This is a genomic window from Azospirillum thermophilum (genome assembly GCF_003130795.1).
GTDB classification, from domain to species: Bacteria; Pseudomonadota; Alphaproteobacteria; order Azospirillales; family Azospirillaceae; genus Azospirillum; species Azospirillum thermophilum.
Window position 1 is genome coordinate 475,001 of sequence record NZ_CP029353.1, and the last position, 26,692, is coordinate 501,692.

Genomic DNA, 26,692 nt, shown 5'->3' on the forward strand with positions numbered 1-26,692 from the left:
GTTAAGCCGGCCTGCGCCGAAAATGTAACGGGGCTCAAGCCGTGTACCGAAGCTGCGGATGTGATCGTCAGATCACGTGGTAGCGGAGCGTTCCGTAAGCCTGCGAAGGGTGTCCGTGAGGCCGCCTGGAGGTATCGGAAGTGAGAATGCTGACATGAGTAGCGACAAAGAGTGTGAGAAACACTCTCGCCGAAAGTCCAAGGGTTCCTGCGCAAGGTTAATCCACGCAGGGTGAGCCGGCCCCTAAGGCGAGGCCGAAAGGCGTAGTCGATGGGAACCAGGTTAATAGTCCTGGGCCTGGCGGAGGTGACGGATGGGAAAGCGTGTACGCCCTTATCGGATTGGGCGTGCTGTGGACCCGTCCCAGGAAACAGCCCCGCCGTACAGACCGTACCCGAAACCGACACAGGTGGACTGGTAGAGCATACCCAGGCGCTTGAGAGAATGGTGTTGAAGGAACTCGGCAAATTGCCCTCGTAACTTCGGAAGAAGAGGGCCCCATGGGTGGGCAACCACCTGTGGGGGGCACAGACCAGGGGGTGGCGACTGTTTACTAAAAACACAGGGCTCTGCGAAGCCACACAAGGCGACGTATAGGGTCTGACGCCTGCCCGGTGCCGGAAGGTTAAGAGGAGAGGTGCAAGCCTTGAATTGAAGCCCCGGTAAACGGCGGCCGTAACTATAACGGTCCTAAGGTAGCGAAATTCCTTGTCGGGTAAGTTCCGACCTGCACGAATGGCGTAACGACTTCCCCGCTGTCTCCAACACCAACTCAGCGAAATTGAACTCTCCGTGAAGATGCGGAGTACCCGCGGTCAGACGGAAAGACCCCGTGCACCTTTACTACAGCTTTGCAGTGGTGCTAGGGATCTCATGTGTAGGATAGGTGGGAGGCTAGGAAGCCCGGGCGCCAGCTCGGGTGGAGCCACCCTTGAAATACCACCCTTGAGGTCTCTGGCATCTAACCGCGCTCCGTGATCCGGAGCCGGGACCCTGCATGGCGGGTAGTTTGACTGGGGCGGTCGCCTCCCAAAGAGTAACGGAGGCGCGCGATGGTGGGCTCAGAGCGGTCGGAAATCGCTCGTCGAGTGCAATGGCATAAGCCCGCCTGACTGCAAGACCGACAAGTCGAGCAGAGACGAAAGTCGGCCATAGTGATCCGGTGGTTCCACGTGGACGGGCCATCGCTCAACGGATAAAAGGTACGCCGGGGATAACAGGCTGATGACGCCCAAGAGTCCATATCGACGGCGTCGTTTGGCACCTCGATGTCGGCTCATCACATCCTGGGGCTGGAGCAGGTCCCAAGGGTTCGGCTGTTCGCCGATTAAAGTGGTACGTGAGCTGGGTTTAGAACGTCGTGAGACAGTTCGGTCCCTATCTGCCGTGGGTGTCGGAGTTTTGCGAGGATCTGTCCCTAGTACGAGAGGACCGGGATGGACGCACCTCTGGTGTACCGGTTGTCACGCCAGTGGCACAGCCGGGTAGCTAAGTGCGGACGGGATAACCGCTGAAAGCATCTAAGCGGGAAACCCACCTCTAAACCAGACCTCCCCACAAGAGCCGTGATAGACCATCACGTCGATAGGAGGCGTGTGGAAGGGTGGCAACACCTGAAGCTAAGCCTTACTAATCGCTCGAGCGGCTTGATTTCAGCCTTCGAGCCGGCGCCGCGCGCAGCAGCAAGCCTGCCTGCACGCGCCAGCCAGACGCCTTGTCGATGACGCCCCTGGAGGGGCGTGTCCTTGGACGAAAAACACTTGCAACGCCGGGCCCGGGCCGCTACGACAGCGGCACGCGCCGGCAAGCGCGATCCCCGAGCGGGGGCGGACGGTGAGGCATCCTTGTGCCGCGGTGACCTGGTGGTCATGGCGAGGTGTCAAACACCCGATCCCATTCCGAACTCGGCCGTGAAAAGCCTCAGCGCCGATGGTACTGCATCTTAAGATGTGGGAGAGTAGGTCGCCGCCAGGTCACCACGGCACAAGTTGGCCCCGTCCTCCCAAGCTCAGGGTTCGCACTCTTCTCATCGTCATGCCGATCCTCCCCCGGACCCACGCCGCCCACGCGTTCCGGCCGGATGCCGGACCACGGTCTTCCCGCGGGGTGGAGCAGCCCGGTAGCTCGTCAGGCTCATAACCTGAAGGTCGCAGGTTCAAATCCTGCCCCCGCAACCACCGATACAGACAGCCCGCCTCCAACGAGGCGGGCTGTCGACGTTTCGGGTCGGCGTCGCTGCACACCGCCAGCACGCCCGCCAGCGCGCCGTGTGATCTTGCCCCGGTTGGGTGGACACAGGTTCACGCAGATCTTAGCTCGGCCTGTTCGGGGGTGATGTATCCGATGGCCGAGTGGGCGCGTTGGCGATTGTAGTAGGTTTCGATGTAGGCGAACACCTCCCGGCGCGCCTGGTCGCGGGTTTCGAACCGAGTACGATGGACCAACTCGACCTTGAGAGTGTGGAAGAAGCTCTCCATGGGAGCATTATCGTAGCAGCAGCCCTTGCGCGACATGGATTGCCGCATCCCGGCCGCCTGCAACAGGTCCCGGTGTACCGCGGCCCGGATTTGAGACACCCGGCTGGGCTTCTTCAGGCGGCCAAGGGTAGCTCGGCGCACGACGGCTGATCAACCCGAAGTTGGTCGGCGCGCACCTGGGCCGGAGTGCGGTGTCCATGCCGGGCGACGAGCCAGGTTTCGTTGTAGTGGCGGGCGAACTCGACCAGAGCGCGGCGCAGCTCCTCGATGGTGTCGAAGGTGTGGACCCAGAGGAAGTTCTCCTTGAGCGTCCGGATGAAGCGCTCGGCCACGCCGTTGCCCTCCGGCTCGCGCACAAAGGACGGTGAACTGGTGATGCCCAGGCATGTGATCTCGGCTTGGAAGTCGCCGGACATGTGGTTCGAGCCGTGATCGTGGCGCAGCTTCAGCCCGGTCGCGACGCCCGGGCCGATGGCGCCGAAGTGGCGCAGCACGCCTTGGCGGACCGGCTCCAGGGCCTCGAAGCGGTTGCCGCTTTTCGAGGCGTGAATGCCGACTACCTCGGAGTTGGCGTGATCGACCGCGATGAAGACGCGCGCCACGCCCTCGGCCACGGTGATCGTCTCGCTCATGTCGGTGCCCCACATCGTGTTCACCGTCTCGGTGACGATGGTGCCGTCGTGCGCCCGTGCGCGCCGCCGCCCGACCCGATGCGGCGCCAGCAGCCCGTGTGCGCCCATCAGCCGCCTTACCCGGCGGGCCGAGGTGCGGATCCCCGCAAAGCGCAGACGCGCCCAGATCTTGCGATATCCCTCGCCATGGAAGCGCGAGACGAGGATCTGCTGGCGGATGTGCTCGACCAACTCGGCATCCGAGCAGGGGCCGAGCGGACCTCGGCGCCCGGGCATCGGTGCCGGGCCGACCGCCCGGTGGCGATACACAGTGGCGCGGGATACCCGCCACGTCCGAGCAACCCGGGCCAGACCGTAGGGGCGACCGGTGGAGGGCGAGGTGGTCCGGCTCATCGCCTCGGCCTCCGTCGGGCCAAAGGGCGTTTGCCCTCCAGGGCGGCGATCTTTTCCTCCAGCAGCTCGTTGGCCATCGTGATCTCGCCGACCTTGGCCTTCAGGCGCGCGATCTCCTCATCGCGCTCGTCGCGTTCGCGTTCCTTCATGGCGGACGCGGCCGCCGCCAGGGCGCGCTCGCGCCACTCCGACAGGCGCGCCACCGTGACGTTCAGCTCGCGGGCGACCACCTCCAGCGGTTCGCCGCGCAGCAGGCGCGTGACCGCCGCCACCTTGCGCGCCGCGGAGAAGCGTTGGGGCGTGCTGGCGTCCGCGCCCGAGGGGGCGCCTGAGCCAGCGTGGTGGGCGCGCTCCGGCGCCCCCTCGGGCTTACCCCCCTGTTCCTTGTCCATCTCAATGACCTCCGGTTGCGGTTCAATCTACCGCAGCCGGGTGTCTCATCGAACCGTACCGCGCCCCACATCCCGGCCGCCTGCAACAGGTCCCGGTAATCCCGGGAGGCATACTGACTGCCGCGATCGGAATGCTGGACGAGGCCCACGGCTGGCCGTTGACGCTGGATGGCCATGACCAGGGCGGAGGTGGCGAGTTCGGCGCGCATATGGTCGCGCATCGCCCATCCAACGATCTTCCGGGTCGCCAAGTCGAGGAGAGCCGCCAGATACAGCCAGCCTTCAGCGGTGGGCAGGTAGGTGATGTCGGCAAGCCAGACCCGGTTGGGCTCTGCTACCTGGAAGGCTTGGCCCAGCAGATCGGGAGCGACTGGCAGGCCATGGCGGCTGTCGGTCGTGACGGGCCGGAACCGGCGTGCGGCGGCACCCCGGATGCCGTGCCGGCGCATCAGACGCGCCACCCGGCCCCGGCTGGCGGCGACGCCCTCCGCGCGGAGGGCTGCATGCACGCGCGGGCTGCCATAGCGGCCATGGTGGTGACCATGAACGCGTCGGACCTCGACCAGAAGCTGTCGGTTGGCGGCGGCCCGCTGGCTTTCCGGCCGCCCACGCCACGCGTAGTAACCTCTGGCGGACACCTCGAGCACCGAGCACATAAGCCGGGTCGGGAACTCGTCCCGGTGGTCCTCAATGAAGCGGAACCTCATCTCAGTGTTTCCGAGAAGATGCTGATGGCCTTTTTTAAAATGTCGCGTTCCTGCCGGACGCGATCCAGCTCGCGTCGCAGCCTCGCGATCTCCGCCGTCTGCTCATCCGGCTTGGCCGGCATGGCCGTGTCGGATACGGCAGGGGAACCAGACCGTGGGCGCGGCGGGTGGCCTTGGGCTACCCGCCGCCAGTTCCGCAGCACCGAGGCCTGCAGGCCCAACTCCCGCGCCACATGCTCCAGGGGCCGACCGCTCGCTTCCAGCAGGGCAACAGCCTCACGCTTGAACTCGTCCGTGAAGGATCGCCTCGTCTTCGTCATCAGACACCTTCCCGCTCCACTCGGAGCTTAGCTGAGATGTCCACCGAACCGAGGCAAGATCACTTGCCGGTGTTCGGATCCTTGAGATAACGCAGCCGGTTCCAGACCAGGCGGCCGATGTACAATTCGTTGTTCAGGATGCCGGTGCCACGCTCATGGTTGCCGTAGATGGTCGAGGGCGACCATGCGGCGCCGGACGGGCCGGAAACGCCCTCGCCGTTGAGCGCCAGGGCGATGCGCTTGGGCGACAGACCGTTGGCGAAGTCGCGGAAGATGCGGCGCACGACCGCCGCTTCGGCCTCGTTGATGCGGCGCTGTCCGCGGCCCTCGCCCGCGGGGCCGGACACGACGTCATAGCCGTAGCACAAGCCGCCCCCCGAGGCGCCCGCCTCGACACGGCCGCGCAGGCCTCGGCGGGTCTTATCCGCGAGATCCTTGAGGAAGAGCGCGTTCATCGTACCCTTCAGGCCGACGTGGAGGTCGGTGATCTCGCCCTCGGCCAGAGTGATGATCGGCACGCCGGCGAATTGAAGGCGCTTGAACACGGCGGCCACGTCGGCCTGGTCGCGCGAGAGGCGGTCGAGCGCCTCGGCCACGATGACGTCGTACTCGGCCGCCATGGCCCCGGCGAGCAGCCCCTGCATGCCGGAGCGCAGCAACGTCGCGCCGCTCTTCGCGCGGTCGGCGAAGGTCTTTACGAGACTCCAGCCCTCGCGATCAATGCGCTCGCGGCACAGGCGCACCTGGTCCTCGATCGAGGCGGCGCGCTGCTGGTCTGAGGAATAGCGTGCGTAGATCACCGCTCGCATCGCTTAGGCTCCTTTATGGACGGTTGGGCGTTTGCGGCGCTCCAGCCGGACGGTGGTCTGGAGATCGCGCGCCGCCTTGGCCGAGCGGGCCATGTTGTAATGTTTCTCCGAGGTGCGCAGGGTGCTGTGCCCGAGGATGGAGGTGATGATCGGCGTATTCTCCGGGTCGTGCAAGGCGACCGTGGTCGCGGCGGCGTGGCGGAAAAAGTGCGGCGGCACCTCAATGCCGAGCGTCCGCCGTGTGGCGGCGCGGATCGCTTCTATGCAGCCGTCCCGCGTCAGGGGCCCGACGCGCCCCAGCCAGAGCTGCGACGAGGGCTCCGCGAGCAGCGTCGGGCGATGGATGGATAGGTACGTCCGCAAGGCGGGCACCAAGGCGGGAGGCCACAGGAACGCCAGCGGGCGGCGGGTCTTGACCTCCTCGGCCGGAAAGCGGACGCGGACAAGGTCGCCGTCGAACTCCAGGTGGCGGTCCAACGTCATGCCCGCGCAATTGCCTATGCGGACCGGGCGCATTGCCAGAACGGCGAGCATAAGGCCGTCACGGAAGGCGAGAGCGCGTGTGCGGGGGTTCCTGTAGGAGCGGGTCTCGGCCTCGGCCATCAGGTCCAGACCAGCCTGCACCAGGCGGGCCGAGTCGACCAGACGTGGGGTGATCTCCCGGGTGGGGAGGGCCCGGGTGATCTTGCCTCGGTTCGGTGGACATCTCAGCTAAGCTCCGAGTGGAGCGGGAAGGTGTCTGATGACGAAGACGAGGCGATCCTTCACGGACGAGTTCAAGCGTGAGGCTGTTGCCCTGCTGGAAGCGAGCGGCCGGCCCCTGGAGCATGTGGCGCGGGAGTTGGGCCTGCAGGCCTCGGTGCTGCGGAACTGGCGGCGGGTAGCCCAAGGCCACCCGCCGCGCTCACGGTCTGGTTCCCCTGCCGTATCCGACACGGCCATGCCGGCCAAGCCGGATGAGCAGACGGCGGAGATCGCGAGGCTGCGACGCGAGCTGGAGCGCGTCCGGCAGGAACGCGACATTTTAAAAAAGGCCATCAGCATCTTCTCGGAAACACTGAGATGAGGTTCCGCTTCATTGAGGACCACCGGGACGAGTTCCCGACCCGGCTTATGTGCTCGGTGCTCGAGGTGTCCGCCAGCGGTTACTACGCGTGGCGTGGGCGGCCGGAAAGCCAGCGGGCCGCCGCCAACCGACAGCTTCTGGTCGAGGTCCGACGCGTTCATGGTCACCACCATGGCCTGCCAGTCGCTCCCGTACTCGGTTCGAAACCCGCGACCAGGCGCGCCGGGAGGTGTTCGCCTACATCGAAACCTACTACAATCGCCAACGCGCCCACTCGGCCATCGGATACATCACCCCCGAACAGGCCGAGCTAAGATCTGCGTGAACCTGTGTCCACCCAACCGGGGCAAGATCACTGTTCGTCGAGCGCGGTCCGCCGGACTTCCTCCGCTCCGACAATGGCCCGGAGTTCGCCGCCACGGCGGTGCGCGAGTGGCTGGAGCGGGTCGGAGTGAAGACGCTGTTCATCGAGCCGGGTAGCCCGTGGGAGAACGGCTACAACGAGAGTTTCAACGGCAAGCTGCGCGACGAGTTGCTCGCCCGTGAGATCTTCTACACCCTGCCCGAGGCCCAGGTGCTCATCGAGCGCTGGCGCGTCACCTACAATACCGTGCGTCCGCACAGCACGCTCGGCTACCGCCCACCGGCGCCGGCCGCGGTGGTGCCGGCTCCTGTCCAGCCCGGCTCCGCTACGCTCCGCCGGACTGGACAGGAGCCGCCGGGCGGTGTTTGGCTAACATAGTCTCTGGTGTCCCACGTGGGGGCAGGTCACTCGATCTGGCGCGCACGGATGGACGGCGGTTAAGGCTCGTGCCGCAACGCAGCTTCGGCGCCGCCTGACCATTCCGCAGCGTCAGCTACACGCAGCGTCCGGACCTTGCCCTGGAGGTCACGCGGCCCGGCGCGCCGCCGGTGCTGCTGCTCCTCGACCCGAAGTACAAGATCGATGACGCCAACGGGACCCGTCCCAAAAAGGACGACATCGACAAGATGCATGCCTACCGCGACTCCATCGTATGCGGAGATGGCGCGCGCGGTTGTCCACGCGGCAATCCTCTATCCCGGCCCGCCGGTGCGGTTCGGCGAAGGCGTGTCGGCAATCCGTGCGGATCCCGAGGCGTCGGAGCAACTGGTCGGGACGATCGAGCGACTGCTCTGCGAGCATGTCTTTGGCGAGCCGACACAGCCTGCTGCTTCGTATAGTCCGGACCGAGCCTTGATTCCAGATAAGTCAAGACCGTTAGTGGGCAATTGATGCCGACAGAACTTCCGGCGCAAGAAAGGATTGTGTGCCGTAGACATCGCTCGATTATCTGCATTTTCTTCGTTCCCGACGGCGCCCGGATTGGGCTCACACATTCGGCGTGGCGATGGAGGTGTGCGTGCGTGGGATTGGTCCTGTTCGGAGATTCAACGCTACGATGGCTTGTGTGTTGGCCCTTGGGGTTTCGGCATGCAGCAGCACGGCTGTGGACTTGACCTACAACAGGGCGGCTGTCTCTGCGACATTGCCGAAGGCAAAGCCGACCGTGGAAGTGTTTGGCGTAACAGACTCCCGGAAAAATTCATCGACCCGGATCGGTGCCATTCGGGGTGGATTCGGAAACCCGATCAAGACTTTGGAAGCTTCCGCTCCGGTTAAGGACGTCGTCCGCCAAGCGTTTCTCGACGGGCTCAGCGCCCGCGGTCTCTTGGCTGCACCTGGGGCGGGAAGCTACGGCATCGAATTGACCGTGAAACGGCTTGACTCCAGCCAGCTCGTGCGGCGCGAGGCCCATTCGGATTTTGTGTTCTCCGTCATCGAAAAGACGTCGGGCCGTCAGATCTACAGCAAGGACGTCGCGGACAACCGCGCCGACGAAGGAAGCTTGGCGGGTGGCATCCTCGGTTCGGTCGAGGAGCTTCGGAAAATCACCAACGACAGCCTGCAAGCCGCCGTCGATCAGGCGCTGGACAACCCTGCCTTCCTCTCGGTCATTGGCGTGCGCTGATTCGTCCGACACACCTCCTCGGGTCGCTGGAGGGCGTTGGATTTTCGCGCCCCGCACCACCACTTAAGTCCAAGCTTCCAGGAGGGGGAGTGTGCGGTTTGCGGTCGGCATAGCTCTCGTTCTCGCGGTCATGGCGCTGCTCATGGCTTGTGGGACGGACACAGCCCCGACCGTGGTGCAGCAAAAGTCCGCACTGCCGACCTTGGGCCAGGACGTCATGACCGCGGACGACGGCATGGACCTCCCCATCCACAGTTGGGTGGCGCAGGACGAGACGCGCGCGGTCGTAATTGCGGCCCATGGAATGAACGACTATGCCGGATCGTTCGACCAACCGGCGCGCGCCTGGACTCTATCCGGGATCACGACCTACGCCATCGACCAGCGTGGCTTCGGCCGCGCTGGCCGGCGGGGCCTCTGGTACGGGGCCGACCGCATGGCGAATGACCTCCTCACGCTTGCGCGTCTGGCGCGCCAGCGCCACTCCGGCGTCCTGGTCTTCCTGCTGGGGGAAAGCATGGGAGGTGCGGTCGCGGTTCTGGCCGCGGCGCGGGCGGAACCGAACCTGTTGGCCGGCCTTGTGCTGGCGGCCCCGGCCATATGGGGGAAGGGCGCGCGGGCGGAGTTGCTGTACAGCGCGGCCATGGCCCTCAGCACCGTGGTCCCCGCCTTCACCGTGCCGCCGCTGTCGGTCGAGAACCCGTCCACGGACGACCCGGTCGTGCTGAAACGGCTGCGCGAGGACCCGCTGATCATCCATCGCACGCGCCTCGACACGCTGGCCGGGATCGTCGCCCTGATGCGCAACGCGCGCGAAGGAGCGGGGGCGGTGGCCGTTCCGACACTGGTGCTTCTGGGCGATCTCGACAGGCACGTGCCGCGGGATGGCGTTGCCGCGCTGCTGGAGCGCCTGCCGCAGCCGGGCGCCGCTCCGGGGACGACGCTGGCCTTGTACGACCATGGCCGGCACTTGCTGATGCGGTCTCTGAATGGCGGTCGAGTGACCGCCGACATTGCCGCCTGGATGCTGAGCCCGGGCCAGCATCTTCCCTCTGCCGCGGATGCGCGCGCCAAGGCTTGTCCGCAGCTTTTGCTGGCGCCAAACCGCGCGTGTGCCGCCGACCGGATTGCGGCGTCCGCCGAGCGGAAAGCGCAATAGAAGCGTGCGCTGAGCAACTTATCATTTTTGTTTCATGGTTGCAATCCAATGTCCCTACCCATTCTTTCCGGTGTGTGATAAGGAACCCCGAACTGAAAGGTTGCTTTGAATCACCGGCGCACTGGAGTTTTAGCGTGACAGCGCATTTCCGCCCTTTCGGCCCCGGCCTTTGCGCCGTTCTGCTGGCCGCGACGTTTGTTTTGGGGGGGTGCCAACGCATGCAACCCATCTACTCCGTGCAGGGGCACGCTGTTCCGGCCGCCGTGCAAAAGCTGCCGCTCAGTTCCATCGAACGCACCATTTATGAGGCGGCGACCGCGCGCGGCTGGAATGTGGACCGAGTCCGACCGGGTCTGATGCAGGCGACGCAGAAGTGGCGCGACCATTCGGCGACGGTGAACATCGTCTACTCGAACGAGAGCTTCAGCATCGACCATGTCGGTTCGTCGAACCTGAAGGAGCAGGGCGACCAAATCCACCGCGCCTACAACAAGAACGTCCACGCGCTGGAAGACGAAATCGAAAAGCGTCTGTACCGCGCGAGCTATTGAACGGCGGCGTGAGCGTGTCGATGATGAGCGCCGGTCTGCGCTTCTCCGTTCTCGATTGGTGGGCCTGGGCGCCGGGACGCGAGGGCCGGGCGGCATGGCGCGATTGGGCTGGGGGCCGTCCCGAGGCTGCAGACGGGCCAGAGCCGTCGCCGTTGCCCATGATGCTGCGCCGGCGGACTACGTCCTTCGGGCAAAAGATGGTCGCCGGCGCGCTCGCCTGCGGGCCCTTCGCTGGCAATGCCCGGTGCGTTCTGGCCTCGCGCCATGGCGAACTTTCGCGCACGCTGGGGATCCTTCGGGCGCAGTCCGTGGGGAATTGCCGTCCCCCACCGAGTTTAGCATGTCGGTCCATCATGGGCTGGTGGGTCTTCTGTCGATCCACACCGGCAACCGTGCGGGACACACGGCGTTGGCCGCTGGGCCGGACAGCTTCGGATTCGGCCTCATGGAGGCGCTGGCCGGGCTGGCCGAACGGCCGGGGGAACCGGTCCTGCTCGTCTATGGGGACGAGCCGTTGCCCGACGCCTACGCTTCTTTCCGCACGGGCGACGAGGCGGGTTTGCCGCTGGTCGTGGTACTCGCGCTGGGCGCCGCCACGGAGGGGGAACGCGCGCTGACCATGTCGGCCGGTCCGTCGGGTGATGGCTCCTCCGCCCCTGGGATGGCTGCGTTTGAGTTCCTGCGCTTCTTCCTGGCGGGGGCGGACAGCGCTGCCGCGGCGGGCGAGCGCATGCGCTGGGAGTGGCGCCGCAATGCGTGAGCGCCTCGACCGTCTCTGGCGCCTCGCCGGCACGGGCTTCGCCTTCGCTTTCCTGTTCGGCGGCGGTGCCGTCCTTGCGCTCACGGCATTTCCGCTGGTGCACCTCGTCACCCCGCCAGGCCCGCGGCGCCGGGAACGGAACCAGCGGTTGATCCACTGGGTCTTCCGCTTTTATGTGCGAATGCTGCTGGTCCTGCGCATCATCGACCTGGATCTGGTTGCGGCCGAGCGGCTGCGCGACGGCGCCGGCGGAATGATCATCGCCAACCATCCGTCGCTGCTCGACGTGGTGTTGCTGATGGCGCTCGTGCCGCGCGCACAATGCATCGTGAAGAAGGAGCTGTGGGCCAGCCCTTATCTGGGCAATCTCGTGCGCGGCACTGGCTACATCCGCAACGACCTGGAGCCCGAGGAACTGTTGGAAGCCTGCCAGAAGGCCGTCCTGGCCGGCAACAGCCTGATCGTTTTTCCTGAGGGCACTCGCTCCGTTCCCGGCGAACCGATGCGCCTGCGACGGGGCTTCGCCAACATCGCCACGCTGCTGGGTGCGGAACTCCAGCTCGTCACCATCACCTGCTCGCCGCCGACCTTGATCAAGGGCGAGCCGTGGTGGGCGATCCCGCCGCGCCGTCCGCGCTTTCGTGTCGAGGTGGGAGACCGCATCGACGCCAAGGCTTGGCTTGGCGACCAGTACCGCTCGCTTGCCGCGCGCAAGCTGGTGCGTTTCATCGAACAGTATTACGTGGAACGGCTTGCCCATGGATGACCTCGAATCTGAAGTCAAAGCATTGATCGTCACGTCGCTAAACCTCGAGGACCTGGGGCCCGAGGACATCGACAGCGAGGAACCGCTGTTCGTGGAGGGTCTCGGGCTCGACTCCATCGACGCACTGGAACTCGGCGTCGCCCTGCGCAAGAAGTACGGCCTGAAGATCGAGTCCGTGGGCGAGGACATCAAGGCGCACTTCGCCACCGTGCGCAGCCTGGCGCGGTTCATACGGTCCCAGCAGGCGGCCCAGCAGGCATAATGGAGGAATCCATGGCGGAAACGGTGATGCTCTCGCGCGACGAGATCTACGAGAAGCTGAAGGGCTACCTGGAAGACATGTTCGAGGTGCCTCCGGAACGCGTGTCGCTGGAGGCGCGCCTGTTCGACGACCTGGACCTGGACAGCATTGATGCGGTCGACCTCGTGGTGAAGCTCCAGGAGCTGACGGGCCGTAAGTTCAAGCCTGAGGAGTTCAAGAGCGTCCGCACCGTCGGCGACATTCTCGACCGGGTGCATGCGCTGCTCGCGGTTTAAGGCGCCGCATCCCGGCACCGCGGGGCTCGTCGCGGCGAGCCTCGCCTATCCGGGGGTGGTCTACCTGGGTCGGGGCGCGGTTCCGCCGCAGGTCTTCGTCGCCGTCGCGCTGGCGTTGATCGGGCTGCGGCTGGCGGCATTAGCCGGCCCAACGGCCCGCGCCTGGCGCGCGCCGCTGTTTGGGGCGGCGGCGGTCGTGGCCGCGCTTGCGCTTCTCGACCCGGCGCTCGCCGCCAAGGCTTACCCCGTCGCGGTGAGCTTGGGCTTCGCCGTCGCCTTTGGCGTGACGTTGTGGCGCCCGCCCAGCCTGATCGAACGCATTGCGCGTCTGCGGGAACCGGACCTGCCCCCGCGCGGCGTCGCCTATTGCCGCACCGTGACGGTGCTGTGGACAGTCTGGCTTCTGGGCAATGCTGGTATCGCCGCCGCGCTGGCGGTGGCTGGCAGCGTCGAGGCTTGGGCGCTTTGGACCGGCCTGCTCTCCTACCTCGTCACCGGCGTGCTGTTTGCCGGGGAGCTTCTGGTCCGACGCACCGTGCGGCGCCGGGGGCCTGCATGACCACGCTCGCGCTGTCGCGCCTGTTCGCCGGGAATCGTTCCCCCGCGGTGCCCGTCGCAGTCACGGGCGGTGCCCTGGTGGACGTCGTCCGTTTCCGAACCGATGTGGCCGGTAACGCGGCGCGGCTGTTGCACGCCGGCTGCCGTCGCGGGTTGCTGGTGACGCAGGACGCCTATTGGGGCGCGGTCGGGCTGTTCGCCTTGCTGCACGCCGGAGCGGAAGCCATCCTGCCGCCGAACGGCCAGCCCGGCACGCTGGCCGCGCTGGCCGGGGCCTGGGACTGGCTGGTCTGCGACCGCCCGCCGGGCGACGCTGGCCCCGCGCTGGTGCTGCGGCCGGGAGGGGAGGGCTTGCCCCTCGGTCCGCTGGACCCGGCAGCACCCCTCACGGTCTTCACCTCCGGTTCGACCGGGGAGGCCAAGCGGGTTGCCAAGACGCTTGCCCTGGTGGAGCGCGAGGCGGCAACGCTTGACCGCGTCCTTGGCGATGTCGTGCCGGCAGGGGCAACGGTGCACGGCACCGTCACGCACCAGCACGTCTACGGGCTCGCCTTCCGCCTGTGCTGGCCGCTCGCCAGCGGACGGGTCGTCGCCGGCCCGGCGCACGAGATCTGGGAAAGCGCGCTGGGTGCGCTGGCCGGCGGCGACGTGCTGGTCACCAGCCCGGCGCATCTGTCACGGCTGGAAGGGATCGCTCCGCTCGCCCTCGGAAAGCGGCCGAGCGTCGTCCTCTCGGCCGGCGCTCCCCTGGCGGAGGATGCGGCCCGCGCCGCGGCCGGCTTGTTCGGCGTTCCCGTGACGGAGATCTTCGGCAGCACCGAAACCGGCGCCATTGCCCTGCGGCAGCGGGCGGAATCGGATCCTCCTTGGCGCCCGCTGCCCGGAGTTGCCGTGGAGAGGGGGGCGAATGAGCTGCTTCGGGTACGAACGCCCTTCGTCGCTGGCGATGAAGGCGGTGGTGATGGGCTGTTCGAGGGTGCCGACCGGATCGTCCTATTGGACGAGGGCGGGTTCCGCCTGCTCGGCCGTGCCGACCAGATCGTGAAGATCGAGGGCAAACGCGTCAGCCTGACGGAGGTGGAGGAGCGCCTGCGCGCCCTGCCGGAGGTCACGGACGCCGTTGTCATCGACCTTGTCCATCCCACGACGCGCCTTGCCGCGGTCGTGGTTCCGAGCGTCGCCGGCGCCGCGCGTCTGGCGGAGATGGGCGCCTTTCGCTTCGGTCGGCTGCTGCGCCGTGCCCTGGCGGCAACCCAGGAACCGGCGGGCTTGCCACGGCAATGGCGTTTCGTGGATACCCTGCCGTCCGGTCCGCTCGGCAAGCGGCGCCGCGCCGACATTGTATCGCTGTTCGAGGACCCCGCATCCATGGACCACACATCCGACGCCTTGCGTGGTCGGCCGACCGAGCCCGACGTTCGTTCGATGCGTCCGCTGGAGGACGGGCTGGAGATGGAGTTGTTCCTGCCGGCCGACCTCGCGCAGTTGGACGGCCACTTCCCCGGCATGCCCATCGTGCCGGGCGTTGCGCAGATCGACTGGGTGGCGAAGCTGGCCGCCCGCCATCTCGGCGTCGGCGACGGCGTGGCGCGGCGTTTCCAGGTGAAGTTCCGCCGCGTGACCGTGCCGGACGCCACCGTCACCCTGACGCTGCGGCACGTGCCGGCGCGGCGTCGGCTGAACTTTGAATACCGGGCTGCCGACGAGGTTCTGACCAGCGGCTCCATAGCACTGGAGGGGTCGTGACCGCTCCCTTCCGCCCTTGCGCCATCGTGCCCAGCCGCAACCACTGGCGCGCCGTCGGCGCGGTGGTGGCCGGCCTGCGGGCGCGCGGGCTGCCGGTCTTCGTCATCGACGATGGCAGCGAGGAGCCGGCGCGCTCCACATTGGCCGCGCTGCACGACCCTGCGGGCGGGGTGACGGTGCGCCGGCTGGAGGTGAACCAGGGCAAGGGCGGCGCCGTGTTGGAAGGCTTCCGCATGGCCCTGGCGGGCGGCTTCACCCACGCGGCACAGGTCGACGCGGACGAGCAGCACGACCCGGAGGCGGTGCCCGACCTGCTGGACCTCGCACGTCGGCATCCGGACGCGCTGGTCACCGGGGTGCCGGTCTACGACGCGACCATCCCCAAGGGGCGGGCTATCGGCCGCTGGGTCACGCATGTCTGGGTGTGGGTGGAAACGCTGTCCCTGCGCATCCGCGACTCCATGTGCGGCTTCCGCGTCTATCCGCTCGCGGCCGTGGAGCGGCTGCTGGCGTCCGGCGAGCGGCTGGGCCGGCGCATGGATTTCGACACGGAGGTGATGGTCCGCCTGTTCTGGCGCGGCACGCCGGTCGCCGAACTGCCGGTGCGCGTGACCTACCCGCCGGACAACACCTCCAACTTCGACCTTCTGCGTGACAACGTCCGCATCTCGGCGATGCACACGCGGCTGGTCTGCACCATGCTGCTGCGCCTGCCTGGCATCCTTCGGAACCGGCCACGCCGCCTGGAGGGCGTCACGCACTGGGCCGGGCTGGCGGAACGGGGCTTGTATTGGGGCCTGCGCTTCTGTGCGGCGGCCTATCGGCTTCTGGGGCGGCGCGGCTGCCTGGCGGTCATCGCGCCGGTGGTCTTGTATTTTTATCTTACGGGGGCGGAGCAGCGCCGCGCGTCCGCCGCGTTCCTGGCGCGCGCCTTCAAGGCGCAGGGGGAGCGGCGACGGCCCACGCCTTTGGACGGTTTTCGCCATTTCCTGTCCTTCGCCGGGCGCGCGCTCGACACCTTCGCCGGCTGGACCGGCTGGCTGGGGCCGGACGCGGTGCAGCCCGGCGAGGTCGGTGCCCTGCGAGAGGCGGCGGCGCAGGACCGCGGCGCGCTCTTCATCGTCGCGCATCTCGGGAACGTCGACCTGTCGCGCGCGGTGCTGGACGCGGCGACGCGGCGGCGCCTGCTGGTGCTGGTCCACACGCGCCACGCCGAGAACTACAACCGCATCCTGCGCGAATGGAATCCGGAGGCCGCGGTCAACACGCGTCAGGTGACGGAGATCGGGCCGGAGACGGCCATCGCGCTGAAGGAGCGGGTGGAGCAGGGCCAGTGGATCGTCATCGCCGGCGACCGCGTGCCGGTGCAGAGCCGCGGGCGTGTCAGCCTCGTGCCCTTCCTGGGTGAACCGGCGCCCTTCTCGCAGGGGCCATACATCCTGGCGGCGCTGCTGGATTGCCCGGTCTACCTGCTGTTCTGCCGGCGTGAGGGCGGGCGCTACCGGCTCGACGCCGAAAAGCTGGCGGAGCGGGTGGTCCTGCCGCGCGGGCGGCGGGGGGAGGCGCTGGCCGGCTACGCCGCCGCCTTCGCCGGCCGGCTGGAGCAACACGCGCTCGCCGACCCGTACCAGTGGTTCAACTTCTTCGATTTCTGGGCCCGCCCGAAAGGGAGCACGCCGTCATGATTTCCGCGGATGTCACCATCCAGGCCCAGTTCTACGACCTGGACCCCATGGAGGTGGTCTGGCACGGCAACTACGTCCGCTACCTGGAGCAGGCACGCTGCGCCCTGCTGGACCGCATCGGCTACAATTACCCCGACATGGCGGCGTCCGGCTTCATGTGGCCGATCGTGGACATGCAGCTGAAATACGTGCGGCCCATCCGCTTCGCCCAGACGGTGGTGGTCACCGCGACCCTGTCCGAATACGAGAACCGCATCCGGATCGACTACCGCATCCGCGACGAGAAGACCGGGGAGCTGCTGACCAAGGCCCGCACCGTGCAGCTGGCCGTGAACGCCAACACCGGGGAGCTGTCCTTCGAATCCCCATCCGTGCTGATCGAGAAGGTGAGGGCGCTGCTGTGACCCGCTTCATCGTTGTCCTGCTGGCCCTCCTCGCCCTCGCCGAGACGGCCTTCGCCGCCCCGCCGGAGCCCGCAACCCTCGGCGAGGGGCAGGTGCTGCGCGGGCGCTTCGTGCAGGAACGCCATCTGAAGGGCTTCCAGGCGCCGCTGAAGAGCGAAGGGCACTTCACGCTGGTGCCCGGCCGTGGGCTGCTGTGGCGCACCGACACGCCCTTCGCCGTGACCACCGTGATGAGCCCGTCCGGCATTGTGCAGGAGGTGCGCGGGACGGAGACCATGCGGCTGCCGGCGTCCAAGCTGCCGTTCCTGTCGCGGCTCTATGCCATGCTCGGTGGGGCGCTGGGGGGCGACCTGAAGGCGCTGGAGAGCATGTTCGCCGTCGTGCGGGAGGCCGACGCGTCGGGCTGGCGGCTGGTGCTGACGCCGTTGAAGGCCGACGACCCGGCCATGCCGATCCGCAGCATCACGCTGAAGGGCGCCCGCCTCGTGGAGGAGGTGGAGATCGCCAAACCCGACGGCGACTTCGACCGCCTGCGCTTCCTCGACCAGGACCTGACAGCCGGCCCGCCCGCTGCGGAAGAGGTTCAGCTGTTGGGTTCCGCGGGCCGGTCATGAAACGCCTTGCCGCACTGGCGTGGCTGGCGCTCGTCCTGCTGGCCGGCTTGTATCTCGCCTACCGCGTCCAGGATGGACTGACCTTCCGCACCGACCTGTTGGCGCTGTTGCCGCGGGAGGAGCAGGACCCCACGCTTCAACGCGCCAACGAGGCCGTATCCCGCGCTCTCGGGCGGCGGGTGGTGGCGCTGGTCGGCGATCCCTCGCGGGAGCGGGCGCGCGCCGCGGCTTTGGCGCTGTCCGCCGACCTGAAGGTGACGGGGCTGGTCTCCTCCGCCGGGGACGAGATCGACGCCGACCGGATGAAGGCAATGGGCAGCCTGTATTTTCCGCACCGTCGCGGGCTGCTGAGCGCCGGTGACCGTACGCTGCTGCTCGCTGGCCGGGGCGAGGACATCGCGCTCCGCGCGCTCTCACAGGCTTTCGGCGTGTTCGGCATGGCCGACGCGAACCTGCTGCGCAACGATCCCTTCCTGCTGTTACCTTCCTTCTTCACGGGGCTGCCGTTTCCGCTGTCGCGGCTGACGCCCGACGACGGGCTGCTGACGGTGGTGGAGGACGGCACCACCTGGATCCTCGTGTCCGCCGCCCTGGCCGGAGAGCCGTTCGAGCTGGACGTACAGGAGCGGGTCATCGGCGCCTTCGACGCGTCCGTCGAGCGGCTGCGGCAGACGGCGCCCAATCTTCAGGTCAAACGGCTGGGCGCGGTGTTCTTCGCGCAGGCCGGGTCGCAGGCGGCGCTGGACGAATCGACGTGGCTATCGACCCTGTCGCTGGGCGGGACAGTGCTGCTGATCCTTCTGGTCTTCCGGCGCGTCGGGCCGCTCTTGCACAACCTGCTGGCGCTTGGCGTCGGGTTGGGCGTCGGTCTGTCCGGCAGCCTCGCCCTGTTCGGGGAACTGCACGTGGCTGCCCTTCTGTTCGGGACCAGCCTGATCGGCGTCGCCGTGGATTACAGCCTGCACTACAGCGCCTGCCTATTCGACCGCACCTGCGCGACCTCGCGCGACCGGCTTGCCCATGTCCTGCCGGGGATCACGCTGGGGCTCGTGACCACGCTGATCGGCTACATGGCCCTGATGCTGGCGCCTTTTCCAGGGCTGCGGCAGATCGCCGTGTTTTCCATACTCGGGCTGATCGCCGCCTTCCTCACCGTGGTGCTGTGGCTGCCGCCGCTGGACCACGCCGCCCCGCTGCGCCACGGTCATGGCATGCTGGCCGCCGCCGGTCATCTCTGGCGCTTTTGGGAGGACGCACGGTTCCGCGTCCCGCGGGTGCTGCTTCTGCTGCTCCTGGTGGTGGTCGGGGTGGTGGGGCTGACGCGGCTGCACGCGAATGACGACGTGCGCCGCCTGCAGTCCCTGTCCCCCGCCCTGGTGCAGGAGCAGGAGGAGATCCAGCGCCGCATCGGCGCCACCGCGGCGAGCCAGTTCCTGCTGGTGCGCGCGGCCGACGACGAGCAGGCCCTGCGGCGGCAGGAGGCCATCGCCGCCACGCTCGACCGGCTGGTGGGGGAACGGGCGATCGCCGGCTACCATATGCCGGCGGCCTTCGTGCCCTCGGCGCAGCGGCAGGCGGAGAACCGCGCCCTGCTGCGCGACGCGTTGGAAAGCCCCTGGCTGGCGTCGCAGCGGGAGCTGCTCGGCCTTCCGCCGGCTTCGCCGGAGAGGGATGATCCGGTGCCGCCCCTCACCCTCGCCGCGGCCCTGGGGCAGGGCGGCGTGCCGTTCCTCGGCGATCTGGTGCTGGGGTCCGGCCTGCATGTGGTTGCCCTTCAGGGGCTTGCGCGGCCGGACGCAGTGCGCGCAGCGCTGGCGGGGGTGGAGGGCGTGCGGCTGGTCGATCCCACCGCGGACTTCAGCGCGCTGCTGGGCAAGTACCGGCAGCGGGCGCTCCTGCTGATCGCCGCGTCCGCCCTGCTGATGGTCCCGGCGCTGGTCTGGCGCTACGGCTGGCGGGGGCGCTGCGGACCATGGTGCCCTCCGCGCTGGCCCTGGCCCTGGCCCCTGCGGTGGCGGCGTTGGCGGGCCAGGGCTTCACCTTCTTCCACGCCATGGCGCTGGTCTTGATCCTTTCAGCTGGCGTCGACTACAGCATCTTCTGCGCGGAAGCCGGTATTGGCGGCCCGCCCGGGGATAGCCCTGGGGATGGCCCTGGGGACGGCCCTGGGGACGGTCGAGCGACCGATCGCCGGCCGGTCACTATGATGGCGGTGTGGCTCGCGACGCTGACCACGCTGCTGTCCTTCGGGTTGCTGGCCTTCAGCCAGGTCGCCGCGGTCCACAGTTTTGGGCTGACGATGCTGGTGGGTGTCTCGCTGTCCTTTCTGCTGGCCCCGATCGCCGCGCCGAAGGGGAGCAAAATCACAACGCCATCGCGTGCACTTTGATGCGGTTTGTGTAATATCAGGCGTTCTTTTCCGGGGTGCGCGCGCTTTGGTTCAGGTCTTTCGACGATCGCTTCTTCTGTTGGGTCTGCTTCTAGGCGCCTGCACCGCCATGTCCGTCTCACCGGGCGACGCGCGCGCGCCGATGCTTGGGCCGTCGCAGCGCTTGGCGCTGCCCCGCCCCGCCGACCTCGGCCGCAGCGTGGAGGCGGCGCAGCTGATCACCGCGCACCGCGGCGGGGAGACCTTCGTGTTCGAGGGACATGTCAGCGTGACGCCGGAGCGCTTCATGCTCGTCGGGCTCGACACTCTGGGCCGGCGCGCCATGACCGTCACCTGGACCGACGCCGGGGTGGAGGTGGAGACTGCCCCCTGGCTGCCCGAGGGCGTGCGGCCCGGCGCCATGCTGGCCGACCTCGTCGTGCTCTATTGGCCGGAGGCGGTGGTGCGCAAGGCGCTCGCCCCCGCGGGCGCGGATCTGGCGGCCGACGCGGCGTCGCGCACCGTGCGCGCCGATGGGCACGACCTGCTGCGCGCGACCTACGGCTGGCCCGCGGGGGCGCCCTGGACCGGCACGCTGCGCTACGCCAACCTCGCCTGGGGTTATGAGATCGAGGTGCAGTCGCAGGAGCTTGGCCGATGACCGCGAGCTCTCAAGCCATCTCCAAGGAGCGCTTCGGCCTGCCCGCGATGGGGCTCGCCACCCCATCGGCACCGGCGCCGCAGCGGTCGCCGATGCGCTGTTCTCCGGCACCCGCGCCGGGCTGGTGCCGCGCGAGGGTTTCATTCCCGGACGTCCGGTGCATGTCGGCGCGGTGGACGACGCGCTGCCGCCCGTTCCCGACGGGCTGGAGGCCTGGGAGTCCCGCAACAACCGCCTGATGCTGCTGGCCCTGGACCAGATCGCGGGTGCCGTCGAGGACGCCGCCCGGCGTTTCGGCCGGCATCGCGTCGCCGTCGTTTTGGGCACCAGCACCGCCGGCATAGCCGAAGGCGAAGTGGCCTTTGCCGTTCGCGAACGGGACGGCGCATGGCCCACCGGCTTCGACTACCGCCAGCAGGAGACGGGCAGCCTGGCCGACTTCGCCGCCCGCGCGTTGCGGTTGACCGGGCCGGCCTACACGGTGGCGACCGCCTGCTCGTCCAGTGGCAAGGTCTTCGGGTCGGCGCGCCGCCTGATCCGCGCCGGGCTGGCGGACGCCGTGGTGGTCGGTGGGGCTGACACGCTCTGCCGCATGACGGTGGGCGGCTTCGCGTCGCTGGAGGCGGTATCGGCGGGGCTGTGCAACCCGTTCAGCGCGAACCGCGATGGCATCAACATCGGCGAGGCGGCCGCCGCCTTCCTGATGACACGGGAACCGGCGGAGGTGTCCTTGCTGGGGCTCGGCGAAAGCTCCGACGCGCACCATGTCAGCGCGCCGGATCCAGAGGGGCGCGGCGCGCTGGCAGCGATGGCGGCGGCGCTGGACGACGCCGGCCTGTCGCCGCGCGACATCGCCTACGTCAACCTGCACGGCACCGGCACGCCGCTGAACGATTCCATGGAAGGCAAGGCGATGAGCGCCCTGTTCGGCACCGGAACGCCCTGCAGTTCCACCAAGGCCATGACCGGCCACACGCTGGGTGCAGCGGGGGCGTGCGAGGCGGCTTTCCTGTGGCTGACCCTGCACCGGGGCCACAATCCAGACGGGCGCCTGCCGCCGCATCTTTGGGACGGAGTCGCTGATCCGGCCCTTCCGCCGCTGGCCCTGACGGTGACAGGGACCGCCTTGACCGACCCGCGAGGGCCGGCGGCCATGCTCAGCAGTTCCTTCGCTTTTGGCGGCAGCAACGTGGCGCTGGTGCTCGGGCGGGGAGGGCAGCCGTGAAGCCCTGCCCCCACCCCATGGAGGCCCTGCTGCCGCACGCCCGGCCGATGATCCTGCTGGACGAGGTCGTCGGGCGTGACGAGGCGCGGCTGGTCGCCGCTTTGACCGTGCGCGCCCGCGCCCCCTTCTTCGAGCCCGGCCGCGGTATGGCCGCCCACGTTGCCATCGAGTGGATGGCCCAAGCCTGCGGCGCCTTTGTCGGCGCGGAGGCGTTGGAGAGCGGCGGGGTCGTGCGGCTCGGCCTCTTGCTGGGCACGCGGAGCTTTTCGTCGTCTATCTCCTGGTTTCCGGAGGGCGCGCGGGTGGAGGTGTCGGCCACGCTCGACTACCGGGACGGTGAAATGGGGGTGTTCGACTGTACCGCTACGCTGCGCGGGCCCGAGGTGGACGGGCCAGAAGGGGACGGGCAAGAGGCGGCCAGCGCGCAGCTGACCGTCTACCAGCCCGCCGACGCGGGGGCGCTGCTGGCGAGCCAAGGGGTAAAGATCACATCATGACACGCACGATTCTCGTCACCGGTGCCAGCAAGGGCATTGGGCGCGCCATCGCCGAGCGGCTGGCCTGCGACGGCTTTGCCATCGTCGTCCATTACGGCCGCGACGCCGAGGGAGCCGAGGCCACGCTCGCCGCCATCACGGCTGCGGGCGGGCAGGGGCGAACACTCGGTTTCGACATCGCCGATCGAGCAGCCTGCCGAACGGCGCTGGAGACCGACATCGAGGCGCACGGCATGTACTACGGCGTCGTCCTGAACGCCGGCATCGCCCGTGACGCCGCCTTCCCCGCCCTCAGCGACGAGGACTGGGACAGCGTTCTGGGCACCAATATGGACGGCTTCTACAACGTGCTGAAGCCGCTGGTCATGCCCATGGTCTCCGCGCGCAAGGGCGGGCGCATCGTCACGCTGTCGTCGGTGTCCGGTCTGGCCGGCAACCGGGGGCAGGTCAACTACAGCGCCGCCAAGGCCGGCATCATCGGCGCCACCAAGGCGCTGGCGATCGAGATGGCGAAGCGGAACATCACCGTCAACTGTGTCGCCCCCGGTGTCATCGAGACGCAGATGGTCGAAGGGTTGCCGATGGACGAGGTGATGAAGATGGTGCCCATGCGCCGCCTCGGCCGGCCGGAGGACGTGGCGGCGGCCGTCTCCTTCCTGTGCTCCGACGAGGCGGGCTACATCACGCGGCAGGTCATTTCGGTGAACGGAGGCATGGTCTGATGCGCAGGGTCGTGGTTACAGGGTTCGGCGGCGTCACCGCGCTGGGGCAGGACTGGCCCTCCATCCGCGCCCGCATGGACCGGGGGGAGACGGCCATCCGCACCATGGCGGAGTGGGATCGGTTCGAGGGCATCAACACGCGCTTGGCCGCCCCGTCACCGACTTCTCCATCGAGGACCGCTACCCGCGCAAGAAGACCCGGACCATGGGGCCTGTGTCGCGCATGGCCGTCTACGCCACGGAACGCGCGCTGGCCGACGCCGGCCTGACCGATGACCCGGTGGTGAAGGGCGGGCGCACGGGCATCGCTTACGGCTCCTCCTTCGGCAGCCCTGCGCCGGTCATCGCCTTCGCCGAGCTGATGACGGAGGGGCGGTCCAAGTCGCTGAATGCCACCAGCTACATCCAGATGATGAGCCACACGGCGGCGGTGAACATCGGTCTGTTCTTCGGCGTGACCGGCCGCATCATCACGACCAGCAGCGCCTGCACGTCCGGCAGCCAGGGCATCGGTTACGCCTATGAGGCAATCAAGTGGGGCAAGGCCGACGTGATGATCGCCGGCGGCGCCGACGAGCTGGACGTGACGGAATCCGCCGTCTTCGACACGCTGTTCGCCACCTCCACTCGCAACGACCGCCCGCACACCTCGCCCCGGCCCTACGACCGCGACCGCGACGGGCTGGTGATCGGCGAGGGCGCCTGCACCCTGATCGTGGAAGAGTACGAGCGCGCGGTTGCCCGGGGTGCCAAGATCCACGCGGAACTGGTCGGCTTCGGCAGCAATTCCGATGGCAACCACGTCACCCAGCCGCAGGCAGAAACCATGGAGATCGCCCTGCGACTGGCCCTGGAGGACGCGGGCCTTGGTCCCGACGCCATCGGCTTTGTGAACGGCCACGGCACGGCGACGGAGTGGGGCGACATCGCGGAGACGAAGGCGACCCATGCCGTCTTCGGCGAACGGATGCCCATCCACTCCCTGAAGAGCTATTTTGGCCACACGCTGGGCGCCTGCGGCGCGCTGGAGGCGTGGCTGGGCATCGAGATGATGCGCGAGGAGCGCTTCGTTCCCACCATCAACCTGGACGCGGTCGACGACCGCTGCGCCCCGCTGGACTACGTGACCGGCGACGCGCGGCGGCTGGACACCGAATACCTGATGTCCAACAACTTCGCCTTCGGCGGCATCAACACGTCGCTGGTATTCCGCCGGGTGTGAAGCCAGTGATGATGTGCCCCAGGTGCTTCGATAACAGAGCTTCAAGCCTGAAGGGTCCTGGTGCTGCTTCGGTTTGCTGGCGCGAGACCGCGTGCGCTGACGAGCAAACAAAGGCGGTTGCGCGCCCCCGCAACCACCGATACCAGACAGCCCGCCTCCAAAATGGAGCGCGGGCTTTTGCCTGTTCGGACGGTGGCCTGTCACCCGCACCATGGTGGCGGCGAGAGCTGCTCCGCGAGCCAAGCCGAAAAGACGCGGACTTTGCCCGACGTGAAGCGTGCGGACGGGCGGATCGGATGGCGTCGCCATCGCGCTGGACGGGGCGCGCTGATGAGGACGGGCCGCGCCCCGGTGGGAGGCATGGCCTTGTCCGTCCGGTTCCCTCGCCGGTTCCGGGTCAGGCCGGTGCCGCCCGTGGCTCGCCCTCCATCGCTCGACGCGGGTTGTAGCCGGCGGACGACCAGCCCTTCACGAAGGCCTCGAGCGCCGGGTCGGGCTGGTCCGGCAGGGTGATCCGCAGGGTGACATACTGGTCGCCGCGGCTGCCGGCATGCGGGTCGCGGATGCCCTTGCCCTTCAGGCGCAGGACGGTGCCGTTGTTGGCGCCGCGCGGCACGGTCAGCATCACCGGCCCGTCGATGGTCGGGACCCGCAGCTTGCCGCCCAGCACCGCCTCGGCCAGCGTGACCGGCAGGTCCATGTGCACGTCGTCGCCGTTCCGGCGGAACCAGGGATGCGGCCGCACCTGCACGGTGACCAGGGCATCGCCCGGCGGCCCGCCGCCGATGCCGGGAAGCCCCTGGCCCTTCAGGCGCACGGTGCCACCATCCTCTATGCCGGCCGGCAGGTCGATGTCGAGCATCCGGCCGTCCGGCAGGGTGACCCGCCGCGTGCCGCCGCGCGCGGCGTCAAGGAAGTCGAGGGTCAGCGACAGCGCCAGATTGCCCCCCTTCCCGCGCATCCCGTCGTGGCCGGCCCGGCCCCCGGCGGCGAATCCGCCGAAGCCGCGGCTGCCGAACAGGTCGGCGAAGATGTGCTCCAGATCGTCGTCGGCGACGGTGGCGCCGCCCGGGTGGCGGGCACCGGCATAATCGCCGCGGTAGCGATGCTGCGGCCGGTCCTGGCCCTGCTCGTCGATCTCGCCGCGGTCGAAGCGGGCGCGCTTGTCCGGATCGGACAGCAGATCGTAGGCGGCGGTCACTTCCTTGAAGCGCTGCTCCGCCTCCGGTTGTCCGGGGTTGAGGTCGGGATGGTATCTCTTCGCGAGCTTGCGGTACGCCTTGCGGATCTCATCCGCCGAGGCGGTTGGCGAAACGCCCAGGATTTCGTAGGGAGTGCTCATGGTCGCAACGGAACGGATCAGGGTTGTCCTGCACTTGGATGTGCGCCCTAAATCCCATAATTCAAGTGGGAGATACCGCCCGGTCCTATACCGTTGGTGCAGGTCCGCGCCGCAGCCGCTGCGCGTGTCCGGCAGGGCGTATACGCCCGGGGCGGGTGGGAAAACCGCGTGCGGGTAGCGGATAATATCCCCAATATCCCATTTGCCGTGCGCGCTATCCTTCGCGCCTGCGGCGGTGCACCGCTGGTCGCCGGTAGACTGCAGGGCATGACGGACCTGCGGCGTTGCGCCTGGGCCCCTCCGCGGGAGGGGCGGGCGCACGGAATGGCGGGTCGCGCGACAGACTGCGTACCGACCCAGAGGACCTTCGCCATGACCGCACAATTGACCGGCGCCATACACATCATCGACTCCGACCCGGCGGTGCGCGCGGGGCTCGCCCGCAGCCTGGCGGCCTTCGGAATCGCCTGTCGCCTTCACGCGACGGGGGACGACGCGCTGCGGGCGCTGGGCCCGGCCACCGTCTGCATCGTGGCGGAGGCCGAACTGCCCGATATGGACGCGGTGGAACTGATCGCCGAGGCGGCGCTGCGCGGCTGCACCGCCCCGGTGCTGGTGGTGACCGCCGAGGGCGACGTCGAGGCGGCGGTGCGGGCGATGAAGGCCGGGGCCGCCGACTGCGTGGCCAAGCCCCTGCCGGCGGCGACGCTGGCGGAACGGGTGCGCGGCTGCCTCGCCGCCGAGACGCCGGAGGCGCAGCGACGCCAGCGCGCCCGTGACGCCGACCGCCGCCTGGCCCTGCTGAGCCGGCGGGAGGCCGAGGTTCTGCGGCTGATCGTCGAGGGCAAGCAGAGCAAGACCATCGCCTGGGAGCTGGGAATCAGCATCAAGACCATCGAGGTGCACCGTGCCCGCATCATGGAGAAGACCGGCTGCGGCTCCATCGTGGCGCTCGGCCGGCTGTGGGAGGCGGCGGCGTGCCTGCGCGAGCGGTCCGCCCAGCCGGTGCGGCGCCCGGTCCCGGCGGAGGATCTTTGCCTCGCCGTCTCATGAGCCGTCTCCGAGCCGGGCGCGATGCGACGCGAAGC

The 26,692-nt window shown here is 68.3% G+C and carries 25 protein-coding genes, 1 tRNA gene, 2 rRNA genes and 6 pseudogenes (1 of these 34 only partly in view); 28 read left to right on the forward strand and 6 right to left on the reverse strand.

What is annotated here, in order from left to right; translation table 11 throughout:
* From DEW08_RS08285 to DEW08_RS08295, 3 genes are all read left to right on the forward strand, one after another.
* Positions 1–1,654 (forward strand): 23S ribosomal RNA (locus tag DEW08_RS08285); it begins 1,094 nt to the left of the window's first position.
* A 204-nt stretch (positions 1,655–1,858) separates the two neighbouring features.
* Positions 1,859–1,974, forward strand: a 5S ribosomal RNA gene (gene rrf, locus DEW08_RS08290).
* 126 nt (positions 1,975–2,100) lie between these two features.
* A tRNA-Met gene (locus DEW08_RS08295) sits at positions 2,101–2,177 on the forward strand.
* 123 nt (positions 2,178–2,300) lie between these two features.
* Here the strand turns inward: DEW08_RS08295 and DEW08_RS08300 are convergent.
* The 5 genes and pseudogenes from DEW08_RS08300 to DEW08_RS08330 all read right to left on the reverse strand — a co-directional run.
* Positions 2,301–2,615, reverse strand: a pseudogene (locus DEW08_RS08300) (IS3 family transposase); the annotation flags it as partial.
* A pseudogene (locus tag DEW08_RS33725) lies at positions 2,591–3,822 on the reverse strand (IS3 family transposase); the annotation flags it as partial. The pseudogenes DEW08_RS08300 and DEW08_RS33725, both read right to left, overlap by 25 nt.
* 143 nt (positions 3,823–3,965) lie before the next feature.
* Positions 3,966–4,921: pseudogene (locus DEW08_RS32155) on the reverse strand (IS3 family transposase); the annotation flags it as partial.
* A gap of 59 nt (positions 4,922–4,980) precedes the next feature.
* Positions 4,981–5,730, reverse strand: coding sequence for a recombinase family protein (locus DEW08_RS08325; RefSeq protein ID WP_109326147.1), 750 nt, complete (start codon positions 5,728–5,730; stop codon positions 4,981–4,983).
* A gap of 3 nt (positions 5,731–5,733) precedes the next feature.
* Positions 5,734–6,333 carry a tyrosine-type recombinase/integrase gene (locus tag DEW08_RS08330; RefSeq protein WP_146214663.1) on the reverse strand — a complete coding sequence of 200 codons (600 nt, stop codon included), beginning with the start codon at positions 6,331–6,333 and terminating at the stop codon, positions 5,734–5,736.
* 139 nt (positions 6,334–6,472) lie between these two features.
* Here DEW08_RS08330 and DEW08_RS08335 point away from each other — a divergent pair, with 139 nt between their 5' ends.
* The 24 genes and pseudogenes from DEW08_RS08335 (at position 6,473) to DEW08_RS08450 (ending at position 24,262) form a co-directional block, all read left to right on the forward strand.
* Positions 6,473–6,796 carry a transposase gene (locus tag DEW08_RS08335; protein WP_109326149.1) on the forward strand — a complete coding sequence of 108 codons (324 nt, stop codon included), beginning with the start codon at positions 6,473–6,475 and terminating at the stop codon, positions 6,794–6,796.
* Positions 6,797–6,992: 196 nt separating this feature from the next.
* A pseudogene (locus tag DEW08_RS33730) lies at positions 6,993–7,121 on the forward strand (IS3 family transposase); the annotation flags it as partial.
* A gap of 30 nt (positions 7,122–7,151) precedes the next feature.
* A pseudogene (locus tag DEW08_RS08345) lies at positions 7,152–7,538 on the forward strand (integrase core domain-containing protein); the annotation flags it as partial.
* A 140-nt stretch (positions 7,539–7,678) separates the two neighbouring features.
* Positions 7,679–7,999, forward strand: a complete 321-nt coding sequence (locus tag DEW08_RS33735; RefSeq protein ID WP_109326152.1) for a nuclease domain-containing protein — start codon at positions 7,679–7,681, stop codon at positions 7,997–7,999.
* A 272-nt stretch (positions 8,000–8,271) separates the two neighbouring features.
* Positions 8,272–8,787 (forward strand): YajG family lipoprotein, encoded by a 516-nt coding sequence (locus DEW08_RS08355; RefSeq protein ID WP_168220321.1) that lies wholly within the window; start codon positions 8,272–8,274, stop codon positions 8,785–8,787.
* A gap of 217 nt (positions 8,788–9,004) precedes the next feature.
* Complete coding sequence (locus tag DEW08_RS08360) at positions 9,005–9,946, forward strand: alpha/beta fold hydrolase (protein ID WP_168220322.1); 942 nt, start codon at positions 9,005–9,007, stop codon at positions 9,944–9,946.
* 218 nt (positions 9,947–10,164) lie between these two features.
* Positions 10,165–10,497, forward strand: a complete 333-nt coding sequence (locus DEW08_RS30700) for a hypothetical protein (RefSeq protein ID WP_146214665.1) — start codon at positions 10,165–10,167, stop codon at positions 10,495–10,497.
* A 23-nt stretch (positions 10,498–10,520) separates the two neighbouring features.
* Positions 10,521–10,739, forward strand: a pseudogene (locus tag DEW08_RS33740) (hypothetical protein); the annotation flags it as partial.
* Positions 10,740–10,837: 98 nt separating this feature from the next.
* Positions 10,838–11,257 (forward strand): beta-ketoacyl synthase chain length factor, encoded by a 420-nt coding sequence (locus tag DEW08_RS33135; protein WP_109326156.1) that lies wholly within the window; start codon positions 10,838–10,840, stop codon positions 11,255–11,257.
* Positions 11,250–12,023 carry a lysophospholipid acyltransferase family protein gene (locus DEW08_RS08380; RefSeq protein WP_168220323.1) on the forward strand — a complete coding sequence of 258 codons (774 nt, stop codon included), beginning with the start codon at positions 11,250–11,252 and terminating at the stop codon, positions 12,021–12,023. The genes DEW08_RS33135 and DEW08_RS08380 overlap by 8 nt, the downstream gene beginning before the upstream one ends.
* On the forward strand, positions 12,016–12,285 hold the full coding sequence (locus DEW08_RS08385; protein WP_109326158.1) for a phosphopantetheine-binding protein: 270 nt from the start codon (positions 12,016–12,018) through the stop codon (positions 12,283–12,285). The genes DEW08_RS08380 and DEW08_RS08385 overlap by 8 nt, the downstream gene beginning before the upstream one ends.
* A complete protein-coding gene (locus tag DEW08_RS08390; protein ID WP_245986495.1) occupies positions 12,285–12,560 on the forward strand; it encodes an acyl carrier protein in 276 nt (91 codons plus the stop codon). The genes DEW08_RS08385 and DEW08_RS08390 overlap by 1 nt, the downstream gene beginning before the upstream one ends.
* Positions 12,541–13,119, forward strand: a complete 579-nt coding sequence (locus tag DEW08_RS08395) for a COG4648 family protein (RefSeq protein ID WP_109326162.1) — start codon at positions 12,541–12,543, stop codon at positions 13,117–13,119. The genes DEW08_RS08390 and DEW08_RS08395 overlap by 20 nt, the downstream gene beginning before the upstream one ends.
* Positions 13,116–14,864 (forward strand): ApeI family dehydratase, encoded by a 1,749-nt coding sequence (locus DEW08_RS08400; protein ID WP_109326163.1) that lies wholly within the window; start codon positions 13,116–13,118, stop codon positions 14,862–14,864. Before DEW08_RS08395 ends, DEW08_RS08400 begins: the two co-directional genes overlap by 4 nt.
* Positions 14,861–16,549 carry a glycosyltransferase family 2 protein gene (locus DEW08_RS08405; RefSeq protein WP_109326168.1) on the forward strand — a complete coding sequence of 563 codons (1,689 nt, stop codon included), beginning with the start codon at positions 14,861–14,863 and terminating at the stop codon, positions 16,547–16,549. Before DEW08_RS08400 ends, DEW08_RS08405 begins: the two co-directional genes overlap by 4 nt.
* A complete protein-coding gene (locus tag DEW08_RS08410) occupies positions 16,546–16,953 on the forward strand; it encodes an acyl-CoA thioesterase (RefSeq protein ID WP_109326170.1) in 408 nt (135 codons plus the stop codon). The genes DEW08_RS08405 and DEW08_RS08410 overlap by 4 nt, the downstream gene beginning before the upstream one ends.
* Complete coding sequence (locus DEW08_RS08415) at positions 16,950–17,567, forward strand: outer membrane lipoprotein carrier protein LolA (RefSeq protein ID WP_109326172.1); 618 nt, start codon at positions 16,950–16,952, stop codon at positions 17,565–17,567. Before DEW08_RS08410 ends, DEW08_RS08415 begins: the two co-directional genes overlap by 4 nt.
* Positions 17,564–19,636, forward strand: coding sequence for an MMPL family transporter (locus tag DEW08_RS08420; protein WP_109326173.1), 2,073 nt, complete (start codon positions 17,564–17,566; stop codon positions 19,634–19,636). The genes DEW08_RS08415 and DEW08_RS08420 overlap by 4 nt, the downstream gene beginning before the upstream one ends.
* Positions 19,588–19,956 (forward strand): hypothetical protein, encoded by a 369-nt coding sequence (locus tag DEW08_RS08425; protein WP_146214666.1) that lies wholly within the window; start codon positions 19,588–19,590, stop codon positions 19,954–19,956. Before DEW08_RS08420 ends, DEW08_RS08425 begins: the two co-directional genes overlap by 49 nt.
* A gap of 109 nt (positions 19,957–20,065) precedes the next feature.
* The gene (locus DEW08_RS08430; RefSeq protein ID WP_109326175.1) at positions 20,066–20,596 is read left to right on the forward strand and encodes a DUF3261 domain-containing protein; all 531 of its coding nucleotides are present in this window, start codon (positions 20,066–20,068) and stop codon (positions 20,594–20,596) included.
* Entirely contained in the window at positions 20,586–21,821 is a 1,236-nt protein-coding gene (locus DEW08_RS08435) for a beta-ketoacyl-[acyl-carrier-protein] synthase family protein (RefSeq protein WP_245986497.1), read from the forward strand. Before DEW08_RS08430 ends, DEW08_RS08435 begins: the two co-directional genes overlap by 11 nt.
* 17 nt (positions 21,822–21,838) lie before the next feature.
* The gene (locus DEW08_RS08440) at positions 21,839–22,318 is read left to right on the forward strand and encodes a hotdog family protein (RefSeq protein ID WP_109326177.1); all 480 of its coding nucleotides are present in this window, start codon (positions 21,839–21,841) and stop codon (positions 22,316–22,318) included.
* A complete protein-coding gene (locus tag DEW08_RS08445; RefSeq protein WP_109326178.1) occupies positions 22,315–23,040 on the forward strand; it encodes a 3-ketoacyl-ACP reductase FabG2 in 726 nt (241 codons plus the stop codon). Before DEW08_RS08440 ends, DEW08_RS08445 begins: the two co-directional genes overlap by 4 nt.
* Before the next feature lie 112 nt (positions 23,041–23,152).
* On the forward strand, positions 23,153–24,262 hold the full coding sequence (locus tag DEW08_RS08450) for a beta-ketoacyl-ACP synthase (RefSeq protein WP_245986498.1): 1,110 nt from the start codon (positions 23,153–23,155) through the stop codon (positions 24,260–24,262).
* Between the two features lie 397 nt (positions 24,263–24,659).
* On the opposite strand, the gene DEW08_RS08455 is transcribed toward DEW08_RS08450, so the two are convergent.
* Complete coding sequence (locus DEW08_RS08455; protein WP_109326182.1) at positions 24,660–25,604, reverse strand: DnaJ C-terminal domain-containing protein; 945 nt, start codon at positions 25,602–25,604, stop codon at positions 24,660–24,662.
* 372 nt (positions 25,605–25,976) lie between these two features.
* Here DEW08_RS08455 and DEW08_RS08460 point away from each other — a divergent pair, with 372 nt between their 5' ends.
* On the forward strand, positions 25,977–26,657 hold the full coding sequence (locus DEW08_RS08460) for a response regulator transcription factor (RefSeq protein ID WP_109326183.1): 681 nt from the start codon (positions 25,977–25,979) through the stop codon (positions 26,655–26,657).
* The last annotated feature ends 35 nt before the right edge of the window (positions 26,658–26,692 follow it).